Origin of the sequence: Pseudoalteromonas sp. SWYJZ98, assembly GCF_015864495.1 — a bacterium.
Classification (GTDB): domain Bacteria; phylum Pseudomonadota; class Gammaproteobacteria; order Enterobacterales; family Alteromonadaceae; genus Pseudoalteromonas; species Pseudoalteromonas distincta.
In genome coordinates this window covers 1-19,777 of record NZ_JADYXA010000023.1, presented here as the reverse complement: position 1 = coordinate 19,777, position 19,777 = coordinate 1, and the positions used below count along the sequence as shown (strand labels likewise).

The 19,777-nt window shown below is 40.0% G+C and carries 19 protein-coding genes and 1 pseudogene; 19 read left to right on the top strand and 1 reads right to left on the bottom strand.

Going from position 1 to position 19,777, the window contains the following annotated elements; all coding sequences use genetic code 11:
• The first annotated feature begins 7 nt into the window (after positions 1 to 7).
• From I6F10_RS13275 to I6F10_RS13195, 17 genes are all read left to right on the top strand, one after another.
• Positions 8 to 3,172, top strand: coding sequence for an efflux RND transporter permease subunit (locus I6F10_RS13275; protein ID WP_076923062.1), 3,165 nt, complete (start codon positions 8 to 10; stop codon positions 3,170 to 3,172).
• A complete protein-coding gene (locus I6F10_RS13270) occupies positions 3,165 to 3,872 on the top strand; it encodes a hypothetical protein (RefSeq protein ID WP_008109638.1) in 708 nt (235 codons plus the stop codon). Before I6F10_RS13275 ends, I6F10_RS13270 begins: the two co-directional genes overlap by 8 nt.
• Positions 3,872 to 5,704, top strand: a complete 1,833-nt coding sequence (locus I6F10_RS13265; RefSeq protein WP_024596190.1) for a 2Fe-2S iron-sulfur cluster-binding protein — start codon at positions 3,872 to 3,874, stop codon at positions 5,702 to 5,704. Before I6F10_RS13270 ends, I6F10_RS13265 begins: the two co-directional genes overlap by 1 nt.
• A gap of 24 nt (positions 5,705 to 5,728) precedes the next feature.
• Entirely contained in the window at positions 5,729 to 6,076 is a 348-nt protein-coding gene (locus I6F10_RS13260; RefSeq protein WP_029773133.1) for a copper resistance CopC family protein, read from the top strand.
• A 19-nt stretch (positions 6,077 to 6,095) separates the two neighbouring features.
• Positions 6,096 to 6,983 carry a copper resistance D family protein gene (locus I6F10_RS13255; RefSeq protein ID WP_010558031.1) on the top strand — a complete coding sequence of 296 codons (888 nt, stop codon included), beginning with the start codon at positions 6,096 to 6,098 and terminating at the stop codon, positions 6,981 to 6,983.
• A 15-nt stretch (positions 6,984 to 6,998) separates the two neighbouring features.
• The gene (locus I6F10_RS13250; RefSeq protein WP_021032425.1) at positions 6,999 to 7,469 is read left to right on the top strand and encodes a YybH family protein; all 471 of its coding nucleotides are present in this window, start codon (positions 6,999 to 7,001) and stop codon (positions 7,467 to 7,469) included.
• 27 nt (positions 7,470 to 7,496) lie between these two features.
• A complete protein-coding gene (locus I6F10_RS13245; protein ID WP_197098962.1) occupies positions 7,497 to 9,320 on the top strand; it encodes a copper resistance system multicopper oxidase in 1,824 nt (607 codons plus the stop codon).
• Positions 9,317 to 10,177, top strand: coding sequence for a copper resistance protein B (locus tag I6F10_RS13240; RefSeq protein ID WP_138529296.1), 861 nt, complete (start codon positions 9,317 to 9,319; stop codon positions 10,175 to 10,177). The genes I6F10_RS13245 and I6F10_RS13240 overlap by 4 nt, the downstream gene beginning before the upstream one ends.
• Positions 10,178 to 10,794: 617 nt before the next feature.
• The gene (locus I6F10_RS13235; RefSeq protein WP_197098961.1) at positions 10,795 to 11,217 is read left to right on the top strand and encodes a hypothetical protein; all 423 of its coding nucleotides are present in this window, start codon (positions 10,795 to 10,797) and stop codon (positions 11,215 to 11,217) included.
• Between the two features lie 299 nt (positions 11,218 to 11,516).
• Entirely contained in the window at positions 11,517 to 11,930 is a 414-nt protein-coding gene (locus tag I6F10_RS13230) for a MerR family transcriptional regulator (protein ID WP_008467855.1), read from the top strand.
• A 101-nt stretch (positions 11,931 to 12,031) separates the two neighbouring features.
• Positions 12,032 to 14,275, top strand: a complete 2,244-nt coding sequence (locus I6F10_RS13225; protein ID WP_197098960.1) for a heavy metal translocating P-type ATPase — start codon at positions 12,032 to 12,034, stop codon at positions 14,273 to 14,275.
• 11 nt (positions 14,276 to 14,286) lie between these two features.
• A complete protein-coding gene (locus I6F10_RS13220; protein WP_004589267.1) occupies positions 14,287 to 14,640 on the top strand; it encodes a cupredoxin domain-containing protein in 354 nt (117 codons plus the stop codon).
• Positions 14,641 to 14,649: 9 nt separating this feature from the next.
• On the top strand, positions 14,650 to 14,985 hold the full coding sequence (locus I6F10_RS13215; protein ID WP_008467859.1) for a DUF2933 domain-containing protein: 336 nt from the start codon (positions 14,650 to 14,652) through the stop codon (positions 14,983 to 14,985).
• Positions 14,978 to 15,643, top strand: a complete 666-nt coding sequence (locus tag I6F10_RS13210) for a methyltransferase family protein (protein ID WP_004589269.1) — start codon at positions 14,978 to 14,980, stop codon at positions 15,641 to 15,643. The genes I6F10_RS13215 and I6F10_RS13210 overlap by 8 nt, the downstream gene beginning before the upstream one ends.
• Positions 15,627 to 16,049 (top strand): hypothetical protein, encoded by a 423-nt coding sequence (locus I6F10_RS13205; protein WP_008467863.1) that lies wholly within the window; start codon positions 15,627 to 15,629, stop codon positions 16,047 to 16,049. The genes I6F10_RS13210 and I6F10_RS13205 overlap by 17 nt, the downstream gene beginning before the upstream one ends.
• Positions 16,050 to 16,059: 10 nt before the next feature.
• Positions 16,060 to 16,431 (top strand): hypothetical protein, encoded by a 372-nt coding sequence (locus I6F10_RS13200; RefSeq protein WP_008467865.1) that lies wholly within the window; start codon positions 16,060 to 16,062, stop codon positions 16,429 to 16,431.
• A gap of 50 nt (positions 16,432 to 16,481) precedes the next feature.
• On the top strand, positions 16,482 to 16,832 hold the full coding sequence (locus I6F10_RS13195) for a hypothetical protein (RefSeq protein WP_024602002.1): 351 nt from the start codon (positions 16,482 to 16,484) through the stop codon (positions 16,830 to 16,832).
• Positions 16,833 to 17,048: 216 nt separating this feature from the next.
• On the opposite strand, the pseudogene I6F10_RS13190 reads toward I6F10_RS13195, so the two are convergent.
• Positions 17,049 to 17,327 (bottom strand): annotated as a pseudogene (locus tag I6F10_RS13190) (glutaredoxin family protein); the annotation flags it as partial.
• A gap of 310 nt (positions 17,328 to 17,637) precedes the next feature.
• On the opposite strand from I6F10_RS13190, the gene I6F10_RS13185 reads away from it, so the two are divergent.
• Positions 17,638 to 18,822, top strand: coding sequence for an AAA family ATPase (locus I6F10_RS13185; RefSeq protein WP_138561114.1), 1,185 nt, complete (start codon positions 17,638 to 17,640; stop codon positions 18,820 to 18,822).
• Positions 18,823 to 18,833: 11 nt separating this feature from the next.
• Positions 18,834 to 19,343: a hypothetical protein gene (locus I6F10_RS13180; protein WP_197098959.1), complete on the top strand. Its 510-nt coding sequence runs from the start codon at positions 18,834 to 18,836 to the stop codon at positions 19,341 to 19,343.
• The last annotated feature ends 434 nt before the right edge of the window (positions 19,344 to 19,777 follow it).

The following is a 19,777-nucleotide window of genomic DNA, read 5'->3' as shown; positions in this document are numbered from 1 at the left end:
AAAAATAATGATTGAATCAATTATTAGATGGTCAATTGGCAATCGCTTCTTTGTTATCTTAGCTACCTTAATTTTGATTGGTGGTGGGCTATTTTCAATAAAGAATACGCCTGTTGATGCACTACCAGATTTATCTGACGTTCAAGTAATAATTAAAACGAATTACCCCGGTCAGGCACCGCAAGTTGTTCAAGATCAGGTTACTTATCCACTGACAACTGCAATGTTGTCTGTTCCCGGCGCTGTTACTGTTCGTGGCTATTCATTTTTTGGTGACTCATTTGTTTACGTCATCTTTGACGAAGACACTGACTTATATTGGGCAAGGAGCAGAGTACTTGAATATTTAAGTCAAGTAGCCCCTTCACTACCCGCTAGTGCGCGTCCACAACTAGGGCCAGATGCGACAGGTGTTGGCTGGGTTTACCTATATTCTCTTGTAGATAAAACGGGCAACTTGGATATTAGCCAATTGCGTAGTATTCAAGATTGGTTCTTAAAATATGAATTGCAAACTGTCCCCGGAGTGTCAGAGGTTGCTGCCGTTGGTGGAATGGTTAAACAATATCAAATACAAGTCGATCCCGATAAGTTAAGAGCCTACGGTATACCACTTAGTCACATTCAAATGGCCCTTAAGCGTGGTAACCAAGAAACAGGTGCCTCTGTTGTTGAAATGGCTGAAGCAGAGTACATGGTTACCGCTACTGGCTATATCAAAAGTATTTCAGATATAGAGTTGATCCCTCTCGGTGTGAACGAACAAGGAACGCCGCTTACTATTGGCGATGTGGCAGAAGTTAACTTAGGTCCACAAATGAGACGGGGCATCGCGGAACTTAATGGTGAAGGAGAAGTTGTTGGTGGTGTGGTTGTTATGCGCTTTGGTGAAAACGCACAAAAAACCATTGATGGAGTAAAAGCCAAATTAGAAGAGTTAAAAAAAGGTTTACCCGAAGGAGTTGAAATAGTTACGGTTTATGATCGCTCTGGCTTAATAGGAGAGGCGGTAGAAAACCTATGGAGTAAATTGCTCGAAGAGCTTGCTGTCGTCGCGATTGTATGTGTTGCATTTCTGTTTCATTTGCGATCTTCGATTGTTGCAGTTGTCACTCTACCTATTGGCATCTTAGCTTCATTTATCATCATGCATATGCAAGGTATCAATGCGAATATTATGTCATTAGGTGGTATCGCTATTGCAATTGGTGCGATGACAGATGGCGCAATAGTGATGATTGAAAATATGCATAAACATATGGAAAAGACACCGCTAACAGATGAAAATCGTTGGCAAATAGTCTCAAAGGCGGCAAGTGAAGTCGGTCCTGCATTATTCTTTAGTTTGCTCATCATTACAGTCTCATTCTTGCCTGTATTTATTTTGGAAGCGCAAGAAGGAAGAATGTTCTCTCCTCTTGCTTACACAAAAACATATGCAATGGCTGCATCAGCAGGCTTAGCGATAACATTGGTGCCTGTATTAATGGGGTACTTTATTCGAGGCAAAATTGTTTCAGAAAAGAAAAATCCGTTAAACCGATTGCTAATTGCTATTTACATGCCTGTTTTAAAGCAAGTAATGAAGTTTCCAAAATCGACAATTGTAGCAGCAATATTAGTGACTATCGTCGGTTTTTGGCCTGTTGATAAGATTGGTAGCGAGTTTATTCCTCCTCTAGATGAAGGAGATTTAATGTACATGCCGACTACATATCCGGGGATCTCTATTGGTAAGGCAAGAGAAATTCTACAGCAGACAGACAAGCTAATTAAAACAGTGCCAGAAGTTGAAACAGTATTTGGTAAAGTAGGAAGAGCTGAAACTGCAACTGATCCCGCGCCTCTAACTATGATTGAGACCTTCATTCAGTTGAAGCCTCAAGAAGAGTGGCGTGAGGGAGTTACAACAGAATCTTTAAAAGCTGAGTTTGATAAGTTGGTTAAGTTTCCGGGCTTGACGAATGCTTGGGTTATGCCAATCAAAACTCGTATTGATATGTTGGCAACAGGTATTAAAACGCCTGTGGGTATTAAAGTCGCCGGACCAGAGCTTGATGTGATTCAGGAAATCGGCCAACAAATAGAGCAAATTTTACCCGAAGTTACAGGCACAGCATCAGTTTACTCAGAGCGAGTTGCAGGTGGACGATATATCAAGGTTGATATTTCACGCGATAAGGCAAGTCGCTTTGGGTTAAACATCGAAGATGTTCAACAAGTGGTTTCTACAGCTATTGGTGGTATGAACGTTACCCAAACGGTAGAAGGTCAAGAGCGTTACCCTGTTAACTTACGCTATCCGCAAGACTATCGAGACTCTCCTGAGCAGCTATCACGATTACCTGTTGTAACACCAAGTGGTCAACGCATTGCACTAGGTGATGTCGCAGATATTCGAGTTGAGAACGGTCCGCCGGGGATTAAGAGTGAAAATGCTCGTTTAAATGGCTGGACGTTTATCGATATAGACGGTGTTGACGTAGGTACTTATGTTGAAAGTGCAAAAATACACTTGGCTAATAATCTAAAACTACCAGCAGGTTATTCAATTACTTGGGCTGGGCAATACGAATATATGGAAAGAGCGAAAGAAAAGCTCACCTATGTATTGCCTTTAACACTCGCCATTATTGTTATTCTACTTTACTTAAACTTCAGAGCGTTTAGTGAGGTGGCTATCATTATCGTTACCTTGCCGATGGCGATGATTGGTGGCTTATGGTTGATGTATCTGGAAGGGTTTAACTTCTCTGTGGCTGTTGGCGTGGGCTTTATTGCTCTAGCTGGGGTAGCGGTTGAGATTGGTGTGATAATGTTGGTCTATCTCAATCAGGCACTTGCTGAGCTTAAGGAAAAAGCGAAAGAGCGAGCAGAACTCATCTCAGAAGATGAATATCAAGATGCCTTATTGCACGGTGCTGGATTACGTGTTCGTCCTGTAATGATGACAGTAGCGACAATCATTATCGGCCTAATGCCTATTTTATATGGTACAGGAACAGGCTCTGAGGTAATGAGTCGTATTGCTGCACCAATGGTAGGTGGGATGACAAGTGCAGTCCTGCTAACTCTAATTGTTTTACCCGCGATTTATTCAATCGTTAAAAAGCCCGAAGTAAACGCCTTTAACAAGGAACTTTCTAACTCGGAGCTAAAAAACAATGCTTAGAAAAGCTAGGAAGTACCATAAATGGCTAATGGCATTTGTAGGGATACAATTCCTTTTCTGGTCGATTACTGGTGTGTATATGGTGACTATGGATATTCACTATATACACGGCGAAACCTTGGCTAAGAGTGAGGAAGCCAAAATAGATTTAGCAAGTATGGATTACTCCATTGTAAAGCTAGCTGCGGATTATCCTAAAGCTAGCCAAGTTACACTTACTCAAAGTATGGGCCGTCCTTTGTATTCTTTTATTAATGGAGAAAATGGAAAAGTAGCAATAGATGCTAAAACTGGAGCTGTTCAGGCCCTTGTAGATGAAACCAAGGCTAAAGAAATCGCACAATACCATTATGTGCTGAATCATCAAATCGACAGCATAAGGTTGATTAAGTCAGCGACAAACTTGCCTGCTGAGTTGTCCCCAAGGCATTTACCTGTTTGGAGAGTGACGTTTGAGCAATTCTCCACACCGACATTTTATATAAGTCAACAAACAGGATCACTTGTTGCCAAGCGTCATGATTACTGGCGATTGTTTGATTGGATGTGGCGGTTCCACATTATGGATTACTATGATGGAGAAAACGTATCTAACTGGTTTTTGTTCTTGGTCGCAACTCTAGGTCTAATGGGAGCAATTACTGGCGCAGTATTGACTTATTACCGAGTGCTTTCCCCAAATAAAAAGAGAGTCATTTGATGCGACTATTTAAGTTAAATACAACGATACACAAGTGGCTTTCTTTATTTGTTGGTTTACAACTGCTTATTTGGTTGGGAACGGGCCTTTACTTCAATTTGATGGATCACAGTAAAGCCAGTGGTAATGAACTTAGAGTTCATTCTCATCATGAAGGTAGCATTACAGGCTTTGACCTATTCCCTATTAAAGACATTACTAGTAATGCTCCGCAGGAAGTAAACCTTATATGGGTTTTACATCAGCCTTACTATCATTTTGTGTTCGATAAGGGGCAGCATAGCTATCAAGAACGCCACTCAAAGCTATTTGATGCTGTAACAGGAAAGCCATTTAATTTGTCTGAAGAACAAGTACTAACTTTGGCAAAAAACTCCTACTCAGGACAGGGTAAGTTAACTACTCCAGTGTTATCTCAACCTCCGTTTTCTGATCACGTAAGGCAGCAAAATCCTATGTGGCAAGTTGCCGTTGAGGATGAGAACAATACAACTATTTATTTAGATAGTATTACAGGTCAAGTACTTCGCCATGCCAATGATGATTTCAGATTGAAAGATCTGATGATGAAGCTTCACTTTATGGACTATGGCAATTCTGGAGGATTTAACCATTGGTTGATCATTGCATTTGCTTTTGCAACGCTATTCCTTTCAATTACTGGTGTTACTTGGCTGATACAACAGTATCGAAGTGGTTTACTGAAGCTAGGTTGGGGCACTAACAGGCAAAAAGTGGCAGTGACGTTTTCCAATGAAAATACTATTACTGACATCTCAGCAGTTGGTCGCTCAACTGTACTAGAAGGGCTAGCTAGTTCACATGTATACCTTCCTTCAGGTTGCGGTGGTGGCGGTACTTGTGGCAAATGCGTGTTCTTAAGTTCAACTAAATTACCTATCACACTATCTGAACAGGAACATTTATCTCAGGAGCAACTTAAGGAAGGTTATCGGCTTGGATGTCAGCATAGGTTCTCTGAAATTAGTTCGATTGAAGTTAATACTGATCGCAATATTGAAAATCATGAGCTAGTTGTGGTTGCGACTAATTTCATTACTCCTTTTATCAAGGAAGTGAAATTTAAGCTGAAATCAGGCAAACAGTTGGCATTTAAAGCTGGTGCATATATGCAATTTGATGTGCCAGCAGGGATGAATAGCTTACGTCCAGATGATATGCCAGAGTGCTATGAAAAATACTGGGATAGCTACTATCATGGAAAATTTTCTCATAACGGTGTAACTCGCCACTACTCATTAGTTAACTTTGACGAGGAGTCTGATGAGTTAATGTTTAATATCCGTTGGCAGACCGCAAAGAATGGTTTTAAAGCAGGAATAGGTTCAAGTTATTTAGGTTCACTCCAAGTAGGTGAAACGATAACTGCAAAAGGCCCTTTTTCTGATTTTTATGCCACTTCAAATAAAAAAGTTAGTCGCGTGTTTATTGGTGCGGGTTCAGGACTTGCACCACTGAGGTCTATTATTTTTGAACAGTTGAAAAAGCATAAAGATAAAAGTGGTTTGACTCTTATCTATGGTGCGCGAACTGAAGATGACTTGCTATACCATAATGAATTGAAGTCACTGAGTGAGAAGCATAAAAACTTCTCTTATATTCCTACTCTTTCTAATCCTTCAGAAGAATGGCAAGGGCACTCAGGCTATGTTCAAAAAGTACTTCTGCCGTATATGAACCAAAAATCAGAACTGCTTTTGGCTGAGTTTTACTTGTGCGGTCCAGAAGCAATGATGAGTGAAGTGGAAAAAATAATTACAGATGCTGGGATTCCAAGTAATCAAATTTTCAAAGATAAATTTAGTCGTTAATCCATTAAATAAATAGAGGTATATATGAAAACATTAATTAAACTTTTAACCATAATCAGTGTCGTTTTTAGTAGTGCGGTATTTGCGCATGTGCATCTTGAAAAAAGTGTGCCTGCTGATAATGCAATGCTAATGAATCCTCCAGAAGAGTTAACTTTGGTGTTCACCAAAGAGGTACGTGTTGTAAAAGTTTCATTGGCCAATAAACAAGGCGAAGAATTTAAATTTGGATTCGAGCCTTCTAAAGTCGCTACTAGCAAATTTACATGGAAACTACCTAAATTAGCTCCTGCAAACTATGCTGTGGATGTAACCTTCTTAGGTAACGATGGTCATAAAATGAAACATAGCTTCGGCTTTATGGTTCACTAAAATAGGCGGTGTGATTGATATGGAAATGTATATCTGGAATACAGTCATTGTACTGTCAAAAATTGTATTTTACGTCGGCTTTGCCTGTATTGCTGGTTATACATTTTTCAGGCAAATATTTGAGAATAATGAATCTCATACTAATACTGTAATAGCGAATTTAACGTGGACAAGAACTTATATAGTTATGGCTTTGATCGCTAATATTACTTGGTTCTTTGCCAGTACTGGTGCAATGGCAGAAGAGGGAATTCAGGGGGCGATAGACGCTGATATATTGGCTATTATGTGGGACTCCTCTGTCGGCACTGGAGCTTTGCTTCGAGCGCTTGGGCTAGTTACCGCAATAATCGCTTTAGCTTTAAGGTTCAAACTCGCTGTGAACTCGTACTTAAAACAAAGCGCTTTAATGTTGAGTTTATTAATCCTTGCATACTCATTCACGTTACTGGGTCATATTTCTGAGTTAGGCACAATTGAAAAAGGCTTGCTTATTTTGCATGTGCTCGTTATGGCATGGTGGTTTGGGGCGTTATTGCCACTAAAACAGGCTTGCCATCAGCTAAGTTATGCAGAACTTCATTTGCTGATGGAAAGCTTTGGCAAACAAGCAAGTTTTACAGTGAGCCTATTGTTGGTAGCAGGCCTCTGGCTCGTGATTCAATTGGTCGGAAGTCTTGATGCACTAATAAGCTCAAGTTACGGACAAACACTGTTGTTTAAATTGGCCCTTGTAGTGTCTATTTTGGCACTTGCTGCTAAACATAAACTAATACTCGTTCCACAACTTAAAAATAGTCAAGGCAGAGAGGCTTTATCTAAATCTATCTCGATAGAAATGCTAGTAGCTTTTGCCATTTTATCTGTAACGGCTGGGCTTACTAGTGTTGTTGGCCCTGCAAATTAAAACCTAAAAGAGAGAATGAAAATGAAAACAATAAATATATTACTCGTTTTATTAATGACGTTTAGTTTCGCAGCAAACGCTCATGGTGATAAGAACAAAGACAAAGGTTTGTTTAAAGGTATAGATACCCCTGCCGCAAAAGTTGTTTTGGCATTTCATCAAGCACTTGAAACTGGCAATCAAAAACAGGCTAGAGCGCAGTTAGCGGATGATGTCACCATTTTCGAGGGAGGCCGCGTTGAAAGGAGCGCTGATGAATATGCTCATCATCATATGTTGTCGGATATGAAGTATTTAGCAGCGATGAAGAGCGACACACTTGAACATCAAGTGACGATACTTGGAAATACCGCTATCTCTGCGTCGCGTAGTCAAACTACAGGTACTCATAAAGGTGTTGAACGCGATTATCAAGGCATGGAAACGATAGTGCTGGAAAAACAAAATGGTGAATGGAAGATTAAGCACATTCATTGGTCACATTAATTTATTGGTTAAATAACGGAGTACAAAATGAGAATTAAAAGTCCATTACATCAAGTTTCTACGCCACGTAGACGCTTTGTACAAGGTGTAATTGCTGGCGGTGTATTAGCTGCTTTTCCAAGTGTTCTTCATGCAGCTTCATCTTTGATTGCTGGAACTTCAACAGGTACTGCGCCCGAACTAAGTGGAGAAGTAATAGATTTAGTGATAGATGAGTCACCCGTAAACTTCACAGGTGTTGTAAGAATGGCTACAACAATCAATGGCTCAATACCAGCTCCTACCTTGCGCCTCAGAGAAGGTGATGACGTTACTATCAGGGTAACTAATAAATTATCAGTGCCGAGTTCAATTCATTGGCATGGGATCATTCTTCCGTATCAAATGGATGGCGTACCGGGTATTAGCTTTAAAGGTATAATGCCGGGTGAAACCTTTGTTTATAAATTTAAGCTGCAACAAAGCGGCACATATTGGTATCACTCACACAGTGGCTTTCAAGAAATGACAGGTATGTACGGCGCATTAATTATTGAGCCAAGAGAAAAGGATATTATTAGTGCTGACAATGAGCATGTTATCCAATTGTCTGATTGGACTGATGATGACCCAATGGATTTGTTCCGCAAGTTAAAAGTACAGAGCGATGTATTTAACTTTAATCAACCTACTGTTCCAGAGTTTTTTGATGACATTTCAAATAGCAGCGTTTCAAATGCGCTACAACGCCGGGAAATGTGGAATAAAATGAGAATGAACCCTACAGATCTTGCAGACTTATCAGCATCTGCAATGACTTTTTTAATGAATGGTTGTGCGCCTTTGACAAACTGGCGTGGAATGTTTAAAGCTGGCGAAAAGGTTAGGCTTAGATTTATTAACGGTTCTAGTAATACGTTTTTTGATGTAAGAATACCTGAGCTGAAGTTAACAGTTGTACAAGCTGATGGACAAAATGTTGAACCTGTGACAGTAGATGAATTTAGATTTGGTCCCGGTGAAACTTATGATGTACTTGTCGAGCCAAAAAATGATGCATATACGATTTTTGCACAAAGCATGGATCGCTCAGGTTATGCTAAAGGTACTTTATCAATGGCACCTAATATTGATGCACCAGTACCTGCTCTAGATCCCGTTGAATGGTTAACGATGACAGATATGATGGGGAATATGGCCCAAGGTGGTGAGCATTCCGCGATGGCAGGTATGGCAGACATGTCGGGCATGAATTCTAATAAAATGGATCATAGTGCAATGGGTCATGGAGCGATGGCAATGGATCATAGTAAACATGGAATGACTAAAAACCCATTAGCTGTTGCTAGCACTAAAGTGCGTCATGCAAAAACAGAGTATGGAGCTTCTGTTGATATGCGTGTTGATATGCCTAGAACAAACCTTGATGATCCCGGTATAGGTTTACGTAAAAATGGACGCCGTGTTTTAACACTTGCAGATTTACATTCTCTTGAGGGAATTACAAACCAGCAAGAGCCAGAGGCTGAAATTGAATTACATTTAACTGGAAACATGGAGCGTTATAGCTGGTCATTTGATGGCTTGGAATTTGGAAAAAGCACGCCAGTTCACATGAAGCATAATCAACGTTTAAGAGTTATTTTACAAAACGATACAATGATGACACATCCCATGCACCTGCATGGTATGTGGAGCGATTTGGAGAATGAAAAAGGTGATGTACAGGTTCGTCGCCATACTATCCCTGTACAACCAGCGCAAAGAATTAGTTTTTTAACAACACCTCATGACGTAGGTCGCTGGGCATGGCATTGCCATTTATTATTCCACATGGATGCAGGTATGTTTAGAGAGGTAGTTGTATCATGAAAAAATTAATACTAACCAATACGTTAAGACTATTATTAATAGGTTTGCCCCTTATAAGTGTATCTGTATCTGCAAAAGATGAGATGACTGAGATGGGTGATTCTAAAATGCAAGCACAAGGTGGAGATGCACCTAAAGATGCTAGAGACCCCCATGCTTATGCAGCAGGTACAACTTTGACTGAAGGTCCTTATGCACTCAGTAGCGACAAACGACTGACTTTGGCAGATGAGCATTCATTTTACGCGCTACTAGGGGATCGTCTTGAATATAATGAGCAAACAAACGCAGGTGTTTTTGACTTTCAGGCATGGTATGGCACTACTTTTGATAGATTAGTCATCAAAACTGAAGGAGATTTTAGCGAAGGTAATTTAGAGGAGAACCAAACAGATTTTCTATGGGGCCACGCAATATCTGCTTATTGGGATACACAAGTCGGTATTCGACTTGATTACAATAACGAAGGTGAAAACCGCAAATGGCTAGCTTTTGGTTTACAAGGTCTAGCCCCCTACTGGTTTGAAATTGATATGACTGCGTATTTAGGAGAGCAAGGTAATAGTGCATTTTCGATCGAAGCTGAGTATGAGCTATTACTTACTCAAAAGTTAATTGTTCAACCACGAGCAGAGTTGACGCTTTACGGTAAGGAAGACGTCCAAAATAACCTTGGTAGTGGCTTGTCTAGCAGTGCTATTGGTTTTCGGGTTCGTTATGAATTTACCCGCCAGTTTGCTCCCTATGTTGGCGTTGAGTGGACAAATAAATTTGGTAATACAGCCGACTTTGCGAAGTTAAATGGGCAAAGTACTCGTGATACTGCTTTTGTTGCAGGTATCAAGTTCTGGCTCTGATATGAAGAAATACTATATTGACTTGATGAGAGCTACCGCAACTATATTGATGGTAGCTTTCGTTTTTTGGGATTTAAACCATTTTAGTTATGTTAGGAAAGGCTTAGCTAATAGTTTTTTTGGAAAGAACTAAGAGCAGTAATAGTAAGCTACTTCTTGTTTTCAGTCGGTGCCAGTCTGGTGTATACCTATCAAGGTGGAATATCAGCTAAGAAGTAAAGTTGGCGAATGGTTAAGGTTAAAGAGTCAAGGCAAAAAACATCGCCATTGAAAGACGTACAATAGGCCATTTTATCACTTTTGATGAACGGGAATTGGATGTGCCCGGGATAGAACCGATTGTTGCAAAGTACTGCGCTTAAAGCTGAACAATTGGAAAAATGATCCATTACTCAATACCTAGTTATGAGCGTAGGGTTTTTATTTCTTTTAATGGTGCTCATGCTTGGCTTCAATCTCATGAGTATAAATTAGACACCCCTTTTATACTTGTGAAGTTAAAGCTGTTTAAAAAAGTAAAAAGTAAAAAGTTTAGGTTTTAGTTCAAAGGTTGATCAAGATCATAAAATTATTTTTATAAAGTGGCTAATATTGTAGGTGATAAATAAGGAATTAAAATGTTTGGACTTTTCAAGTGGTTTAAAATAGTGGTAATTACTCTGTTGCTTACGCAGCATGGCTTTGCTATTGCTAAACCAATGAATTGTGAAGAGCATCATAATGGCTCATCCGACACGCATATTATACAACCAAGCAAAAATATGCATCATCAATCAATGATTGACAATAGTCACTATCACACTGAAAATTCGCAAGATTCTAAAAACCGTCATGGTGATGAAGACTGTGAAAAATGTAAAGCTGGTGATTGTGTTTGTTGTGAAGGCGGTTTTTGTACAAGCTTTCATTTAAATGCCTATCTTGTGGAAGCGCAAGACGAAGGTATTTGCAATATTCATTCTGAGCTAATTCTACAGCGTATACCCCTACCAAAATCTGGTATCCATCTCTTACTTTATCGTCCACCAATTATTGGCTAATCACGGGATCAGTGCGCCTTTTTTTCGCCAGTCCCATCAAAAATAAAACGATTTACTGATTGGTTTAAATTACCAACCGTTTTGAACAATTAGCACAATATTTTTTGGAGGCATGATGAACATGCTCAAACTATTGCTATTTACAGTACTTAATGCTGTCGATTTTGACCGAGATTTCTCTTTTACCAAAAAATTAGTTTTTAGCTTATTCACTAGAATTAGTACTTGACCTGTGTCTTAGGCACAGGTCTAAGCTGAAGATGAGAGTACAAACTTAGCTAAAAAACTGAGGAGTGAATATGAAAGTTGCGGAGCTGGCAAAAAGCCTTGGAACGACTGCTGATACGGTGCGCTATTACACCAGATTAGGATTGTTAAAACCTGCTAAGTCAGTGAACGGCTACAAGTCATACTCGAATAAAGAAGTATCGAGACTTAAATTCATTTTAAGTGCCAGAAACCTTGGTTTTTCCGTTGCAGATATCAAGGAAATTATTAATGAATCTGAAGATGGTAAAAGTGCGTGCCCATTAGTCAGAAGCCTGATCAAAGAGCGGCTTGAAGAAACAGAAAAGCAGTTTCAAGCAATGTTGGCACTTCGAGGAAAAATGTCTTCTGCGCTTTCTCGATGGGAAGAAATGGAAGACAAAGCACCGACTGCAAACATGGTTTGTCATCTCATCGAAAACTTTGAGCAAATTAAAAAAGCATAGGAGGAAAAAGGGTGGCTACTAACACAAATATAAAAACTGAATCAGGCTGTTGCTGTCAGGCAAAAGCTCAATCCTCTTCGTGTAAAAGTAAGGAGAATACGTTGGAGAAAGTATCACATAACCAACAGCTTATCATTGAAGGTGCTGGGTGTGCTAGCTGTGTAGGCAAAATTGAAGGGGCGTTGAAGGCAACTCTTGGAGTCGTCAGTGCGGAAATGAATTTTGCTGATAGGACAGTAACAGTTTATGGGACAGCTAAAACAAAAGAGTTGATCAAAGCTGTTGAGTCAGTGGGGTATAACGCGAAGCCAATTGATGATAGCTCAGCAACAGATGCGCTTGATGAGAAAGAGGCTGCGGATTTTGCATATTACAAAAAGCTAATGCGCGATACGTTTATTGCCCTTTCACTCGGCGTTCCTTTGATGATCTACAGCATTGTGGTTGGAGAAATGACGGTTGAAACAAACCTTGAGCGCATGTCTTGGCTGGTTGTAGGCATTTTAACTTTTGGTGTTATGTATTTTTCAGGTAAGCATTTTTATGTTGGCGCTTGGAAAAGCTTTAAAAACCACTCCGCTAATATGGACACTCTAATAGCTTTAGGAACAAGTACAGCTTGGTTGTATTCGATGGTTGTCGTGTTTGCACCTGACGCTGTTCCATTGATGGCACGGCATGTTTATTTTGAAGCTACCGCCATGATCATTGGCTTAATTGATTTAGGTTTAGCATTAGAAATCAAAGCCAGAGGTAAAACCTCTGAGGCCATTAAACGTCTTATCGGCTTGCAAGCCAAAACAGCAACCGTGGTTCGTGACAACAAAGAAGTTCAGATAGGTATTGAGCAGGTTTTATTTAACGATATTGTGAAGGTAAAACCGGGTGAAAAAATTCCCGTCGATGGCGTGGTATTGGAAGGACACACCTCTATTGATGAGTCCATGCTGACAGGCGAACCTATGCCTGCTGAAAAAGCTGAAGAAGATGAGGTTGTCGCAGGTACTTTGAACAAATCAGGCATGATTTTATTTAGAGCCACACGCGTTGGTAAAGACACGGCGCTTGCACAAATCATCAATATGGTGAAACGAGCACAAAATTCAAAACCGCCGATTGGCCGTTTGGCCGATGTTATTTCAGCTTTTTTCGTACCTGTCGTGATGATTACCTCTGTGTTAAGTGCGCTAGCATGGCTTAACTTTGGACCTGAGCCAGCCATTGCTTTTGCCATCGTTTCAGCAACTACTGTGCTTATTATTGCCTGCCCGTGTGCTTTAGGCTTGGCAACACCCATGTCTGTCATGGTGGGAGTAGGAAAAGCAGCAGAAGCCGGAGTGCTTATTCGCAACGGTGAGGCACTGCAAACCGCCTCTAAAATCACTGCCATGATTTTAGATAAAACGGGCACTATTACTGAAGGGGCACCTAAGGTAACCGATATTATTTTAGCAAAAGCTACTGACGAAAAAGACGTACTACAGCTTGCAGCAAGTTTAGAAAGCGGCTCAGAGCATCCTTTAGCGCAAGCGATTGTTGAAAGTGCGTTAGATCAGGATATTGAGTTACTAAAAATTGAAGCCTTTAACGCCATTACGGGTTTTGGTGTAGAAGCAAGCTGCAACAACAAAGCCCTGCTTTTCGGAAACGATAAACTAATGAAGTTAAAAGGCGTAGACCTCACAGGCTTTGTTGAACAAGCACAGTCTTTAGCCAAAGAAGCCAAAACACCTATGTACTTTGCTGTAGATGGTGAACTTGCAGCAATCATTGCTGTTGCAGATCCTATCAAGTCAGACTCAATCTCTGCTATCAAACGGCTTCAGGCTAATGGTATACGCGTCATCATGTTAACGGGTGATAACAAGGAAACCGCTGCCGCCGTAGCTAAAAAAGCGGGTATTAGTGAGTTTCTTGCTGAAGTGCTGCCAGAAGATAAAGCCAACAAGGTGAAAGAGCTACAAGAAGGCGGCGAAATTGTTGGTATGACAGGAGATGGCATCAACGATGCTCCTGCGCTAGCGTTAGCCGATGTTGGCTTCGCCATAGGCACAGGGACTGATGTAGCTATCGAAAGTGCTGACATTACCCTAATGCGTGGTTCACTTCATGGCCTTGCTGATGCCATAGCGGTAAGCAAAGCTACTTTACGAAATATCAAACAAAACTTGTTTGGCGCGTTTGTCTATAACGTAGCCGGGATTCCTTTTGCTGCGGGGGTTCTATATCCCTTCTTTGGCATTCTGCTTAGCCCTGTAATTGCAGGTGCTGCAATGGCGTTTTCGTCATTGACTGTAGTGTCAAATGCAAATCGACTTCGCTTTTTTAAAGCAAAAGAGCATTAAGGAGAATCACAATGATGGTTATTAACTTATTAGGCTTAATGTTAATCGCGCTGATTGTTTGGTGGTTTTGGCTATATAAACCCAATAAAACAATCGTTCAAGGTAATGAAGTACTCATTGAAGTGAGGGATGGTGTGTATTCCCCATCCTCAATTCAGGTGTCTGCTAGCCAACCTGTCACTCTGAAGTTTATGCGCAAAGATCAATCCCCCTGCGCTGAAACAATGCTTATTCCTTCATTGGATATAAGCGAACAGCTTAAATTAAATGAAATTACTCAAATTACCCTATTGAACTTATCACCGGGAGAGCATGAGTTTCACTGTCAGATGCAAATGTATCGCGGTGTCTTAAAAGTCGTTTAGGAGGGCAATATGAAAAATCAACACCCTAATTTTTGGTCAACACCTACAGGCTGGGCTGCACTGGCACTTATTGCCGCAGTGACCTACTTCTTAGTGCTTGAGCATGGTCAACATATGCTGCAATTTCTTCCCTACTTGATTTTATTGCTATGCCCCTTGATGCACGTATTTATGCATGGCAGTCATGGTAAACATGGTCACGATCATTCACATGCGCCTGATGAAAAAAAGGAAGAGAGCTTTCAAGAACTCACGGATAAAAATGCAGCCTATCGCGATGGCTACATACAAGGGTTAGAAAAGGCACGTAAGGAATCACATAAAAAGGAGAGCAGTGATGAATGAAACATATGATTATGGCTTATGGTCAATGGTGATACTGAACTCAGCAATTTTTATCTTTTTTGCCTTTAGTTTTGTCAAACCAAAAACATCAACTGATTGGAGAAGTCTAAGCGCGTTCTCTGCCTTTATTGTTGCCCTATTTACTGAAATGTATGGCTTTCCTTTAACTATCTATTTTCTGTCGGGGTGGCTGACGGAGACCTATCCAGAAGTAAATTTCTTTGCGCATGAAAATGGGCATTTATTACATACTTTCTTTGGATTTCAAGGTGATGCCCATTGGGACCCATTTCATATAGTGAGTATGGTGTTTATTGTTGCAGGTTTCTTTATGTTGTCTTCAGCATGGAATGTATTGCATCACGCGCAAAAACATCATCAATTGGCTACAACTGGATGGTATGCAAGGTGTCGCCACCCACAGTATGTAGCTTTCATTCTAATCATGTTCGGCTTTTTATTGCAGTGGCCGACAATCCCAACACTTGCGATGTTTCCGATCTTAGTCGTTGTTTACGTCGAGCTAGCGAAACGCGAAGAAGCACAAGCGATTGCTGAGTTTGGTTCGGAGTACCACAGGTATATGGAATCGACACCAAGTTGGATCCCAAATTTTAATAAAAGTGTAGAAGGTAAAAATCATGAAAACGTTAACTAAATCAATTTTATTTATTAGTTCACTACTGATAACCACTAGCTCATTTGCCCAAAACAATGAGCATAAACATGAAGGTGCGAACAAAGCTGATATGCATCAAGGCATGGCAATACCACATGAGAACATGGGAGAAATGCACAAAAAGATGATGGAAATGAAAAAGGAAGTCCATGCCATTAAAACTGAAAAAGATCCTGAAAAGCAACAGCAGATGATGGTTGAACATCACCGTTCAATGATGAAGATGATGCAATCCATGCACAAAAACATGGAAGAAATGCCAATGCATCAACAAATCAAGATGGCTGAACATCATTTAGAAATGATGGGGAACATGATGCCGCAGATGAACCGTAAAATGGAAGAAATGAAAGATAGCAATCAACAGCATTCACACAAACATTAGGAGAAAAATTATGAGCGATTTAAATCATAGAGTTGGCGTTAAAGAGCAAAATTTAGTTGTTCGAAACCTAAAGCTTAGCAATGTCACAGAAGAAAGCTGTGACGAGTTAGTAAAAGAAATAGATCAGCTTTTTGGTATAGATGAAGTTAGTTACAACATCAAAGAAGGTGAAATACACCTTGCCTATGATGCCGCAAACGTAAGCCTTGATGGGATTGAGGAGGTAATCCGTAAGTATGGCGCAGATGTTCATGATGATTGGTGGACACATACTAAAGAAAGTTACTATAAATTTGTTGATCAGAACATCAAAGATAACTCTGTTCATAAGCCTTGGAGTTGTCATCAAGCACCTTCGGGGGCTGGCCGGAAAAACAAATGAATTCATAAAAAAGTGTATAGATAATTAGTTAGTCAAATGAGGTAACAGTGATGAAAACACCCTATATAAAAGCTCTTTTATTGCTTACATTCGGTTTATATTTAGTGGGTTGTTCCAATACCACTTTTTATCATAAATACATGGTGAGAGGTCAGGTAGTAGAAAGTTCTGATAATCGAACTCTAATCTGTATTGGTGCTAAGCATGGCGCAGAGGTTGGGCAAAAATACAGTGTTATTAGATTCCATGAAAGAATAGTATTGAGTGAAGGTGAAGATCCCTACACTATCGAAAAGGTAGGAACGGTACAAATTACTAAAATTGTGAATGATCATTTCGCAACTGTAAAGCTAGTGTCTGGTGACATTGCAGCGAAAGATATGGTGGAACTTGAAAACTAATAAAGTGGTGGCGAAAGCCACCACAAGAGCATAACAATAAAACTTAATGAAAAAACTTTAGTGTTATTTTGTACAACCTTTGAGATTGTTTGCTCAGTTCTGGTTATCTTGATGCCAGTACGACAGAAAAAATGTTACATATGAATTAGAAAGGTGTGGGCTGGCATCCTAGGTCTAATCTTAACAGTTAAGGGGCCGCCGAATAGAGCTATACCTTTACATCAGCAGCATAATCAATGCTCCCGCGATCATAAATAAGTTTTCAGATAGCGATACAAATCCAAGTGGCACACTGCTATCGCCGCCTACACAGGCACACTTTAACTGGCGTTTGTCGATGTAAACGGCTTTGAAAACTGAAATTGCTCCAACTGTGCCGATAAACAATGAAAATGGTGCCACTGCGAGAGGCTGTAGTTGGGAAACCATACCAATACCTGCATATGCTTCAATGAAGGGATAAATATAACCATATCTTATCCATCTCATCGTAAGCGTCCGGCCAACCACACCATCCGACAATAATGATGAATTTACCAGAAACAACCCGACTTACCGCTTTATGGTACTTACTTGTTTATGATATACCATTCTTTGTTTCGATGAATTTAAAACTCACTTCACTAAAGCATTATTTGACTTACTTTGCGTAATAACAGTAACGTATATTTAGAGTAACATGAGATTAGGTTAGATCGGGACTACTAAACAACTTGATTTTTTGACCTGCATCACCCTGAACACACTTGCAATTACCTATACTAAGCACCATAATCAACAGAAATACGTTGATTATGGTGTTTCAGTGCTAATAAAATTTATCTGTGAAAATTTCTACTCTTTTGGCAGTGAGCAAGAAGTATCTTTCGAAGTTGGGAAAAAACCATCAGCTTCCTACTACGACATAAACCTAGAGTCTGGTGAGCGTCTGAACAAGGTATTAGCTGTTGTTGGTGCTAATGGTGCTGGTAAGACTCAGTTGTTGCGCCCACTCGCTTTCCTTGGCTCATTTATATCGACTTCTGTGTTCGACTATAAACCATCTGAGAGTATCCCATACATGCCACACCGATTGTACACCGATAAGTCTACTGATTTTGAGCTGTACTTCATACTCGGTGGGGAGCAGTACAAATACAAATTATCGATTACAAAAAACGATGTATTGTTGGAATCGCTTTATAAAAAAACGAGTCGTAGCTACTCCTATGTATTCGTCAGAGAGAAAGCTGAGGATGGATACAGCTACAAGCAAAAAGGTTTCGGCTTTTCTGTAGCTCAAGCCAAGAAAGTAAGAAGTAATGTCTCTGTTATTTCAGCAGCATTCCAACAGAGTGTGTCTAACGCATCTAAGTTCTATGAGTACTTTGAAAGCTTTATTTTTAATGTGAATATGTTGGGGCGTAGACATTTCAATGATGGTGATATTCTTGAAGCGACCGAGTTTCTAAAAGACGATATTGATTTGAAACAGAGATTACATCAAGCTGTCTTTGACTTCGATTTGGGAATTCACGATATTGAATATAAGCCGCAAAAACTTACAGATGAAAAAGGAGACGAAATAGAGTTTGATTTTCCTTTTGCTATCCATAAATGCGAAAAAGGTGAATTTACACTCCCATTCTTCGAGGAATCTAGCGGTACTAAAGCTCTTTTTGTAATGCTTCGCAGGGTACTTCCAGTATTACAATATGGTGGTGTTGCTATCTTAGATGAGATTGATAACGACCTACATCCTCATATGCTACCAGTCATTCTGAATTGGTTTAAGCACAAAGAGACTAACCAGCATGATGCACAACTTATTTTTACCTGTCACACACCTGAAGTGCTCAACATACTCAAGAAACACCAAGTCTACCTCGTAGAAAAAGAGTCCCTTGAAAGTGATGCATGGCGTTTGGATGAAATGGTAGGCATTCGTGCCGATGATAACCTTTACGCTAAGTACCAAGCTGGTGCTTTAGGTGCAGTACCCAACGTATAGGAGTGTTGAAGTTGGCGAAGAAGAAAATTAGAAAGGCTAATATTGCGTCACTTATCGTCGTTGGTGAAGGAATACACGACAGGGCGTTCTTGAATCATATGAAAGATAACTATGACGGCCGAAAAACGGGGCAAGTAGTTAAAATTGAATCATCAGATGGTGGCTCACCTAGAAATATTCTCATGTCTGCTAAAAAAAGCCAAGAAGCGGCTTATGACAAACGATATGTTTTGATGGATAGTGATGTAGCAATACAACAACAAGATTGGGCGTATGCAGAGAAGCATAAGATCAAAGTGATTTTATCTACACCCATATGTCTTGAGGGGATGCTGCTTGATGTTCTTGGTGTTAACGCTGGAACCTGTGGTGACAGCTGTAAAGCTAAACTCAAACCTTTTCTTGGGGGCTGCCCTACTAAAAAAAATAGCTACCAAAAATCATTTTCAAAAGAAGTTTTAGATGCTACTGGGAAAGGTACGATTGTTAGTCTAAGAGAGTTGATTTCTAACCAAAAATAAAAAGAAATAGCTTAATTTTTAATTACAAGAATTTACGAAAATAAACTGCTACCGTCATGAGTTTGTTGGAGAAAACGTTACGGAGTCTATTCTAAACTTTCATGGTTTCAAGATACTTTTTTATCTGAAAACAACCTTGTTAGATCAAAAGTTCTAACAAGGTTCTGTCCAAAAACGAGTTTACTCGACCGTCTGCTTCTCGCTCATATGGGCCTGTCAGATGAAACCTAAGCCTAATAATTAAACTCTCTGAATGATGTGAATTATTTCAAATTATCCTACTAAAAACGTCTCTATTATCCGCTCTCTAAACCGTAAGCGTCTAGCGAACCACACCTAGCATCGATGTTCTGATTATCTAAAAATACCTGCTCAATGATAAATTCGGAGCAGGTGATGAAAACTTACAGAACAAGCGCACAGTGGCAGCAGCT

Bases quoted from the DNA above. Each gene is read 5' to 3' on its own strand.
- I6F10_RS13195 (WP_024602002.1), top strand. From the start codon at position 16,482: ATGAAAACACCCTATATAAAAGCTCTTTTATTGCTTACATTCGGTTTA.
- I6F10_RS13260 (WP_029773133.1), top strand. From the start codon at position 5,729: ATGAAAACATTAATTAAACTTTTAACCATAATCAGTGTCGTTTTTAGT.
- I6F10_RS13265 (WP_024596190.1), top strand. From the start codon at position 3,872: ATGCGACTATTTAAGTTAAATACAACGATACACAAGTGGCTTTCTTTA.
- I6F10_RS13230 (WP_008467855.1), top strand. From the start codon at position 11,517: ATGAAAGTTGCGGAGCTGGCAAAAAGCCTTGGAACGACTGCTGATACG.
- I6F10_RS13205 (WP_008467863.1), top strand. From the start codon at position 15,627: ATGAAAACGTTAACTAAATCAATTTTATTTATTAGTTCACTACTGATA.
- I6F10_RS13220 (WP_004589267.1), top strand. From the start codon at position 14,287: ATGATGGTTATTAACTTATTAGGCTTAATGTTAATCGCGCTGATTGTT.
- I6F10_RS13210 (WP_004589269.1), top strand. From the start codon at position 14,978: ATGAATGAAACATATGATTATGGCTTATGGTCAATGGTGATACTGAAC.
- I6F10_RS13235 (WP_197098961.1), top strand. From the start codon at position 10,795: ATGTTTGGACTTTTCAAGTGGTTTAAAATAGTGGTAATTACTCTGTTG.
- I6F10_RS13250 (WP_021032425.1), top strand. From the start codon at position 6,999: ATGAAAATGAAAACAATAAATATATTACTCGTTTTATTAATGACGTTT.
- I6F10_RS13275 (WP_076923062.1), top strand. From the start codon at position 8: ATGATTGAATCAATTATTAGATGGTCAATTGGCAATCGCTTCTTTGTT.
- I6F10_RS13270 (WP_008109638.1), top strand. From the start codon at position 3,165: ATGCTTAGAAAAGCTAGGAAGTACCATAAATGGCTAATGGCATTTGTA.
- I6F10_RS13245 (WP_197098962.1), top strand. From the start codon at position 7,497: ATGAGAATTAAAAGTCCATTACATCAAGTTTCTACGCCACGTAGACGC.
- I6F10_RS13240 (WP_138529296.1), top strand. From the start codon at position 9,317: ATGAAAAAATTAATACTAACCAATACGTTAAGACTATTATTAATAGGT.
- I6F10_RS13200 (WP_008467865.1), top strand. From the start codon at position 16,060: ATGAGCGATTTAAATCATAGAGTTGGCGTTAAAGAGCAAAATTTAGTT.
- I6F10_RS13215 (WP_008467859.1), top strand. From the start codon at position 14,650: ATGAAAAATCAACACCCTAATTTTTGGTCAACACCTACAGGCTGGGCT.
- I6F10_RS13255 (WP_010558031.1), top strand. From the start codon at position 6,096: ATGGAAATGTATATCTGGAATACAGTCATTGTACTGTCAAAAATTGTA.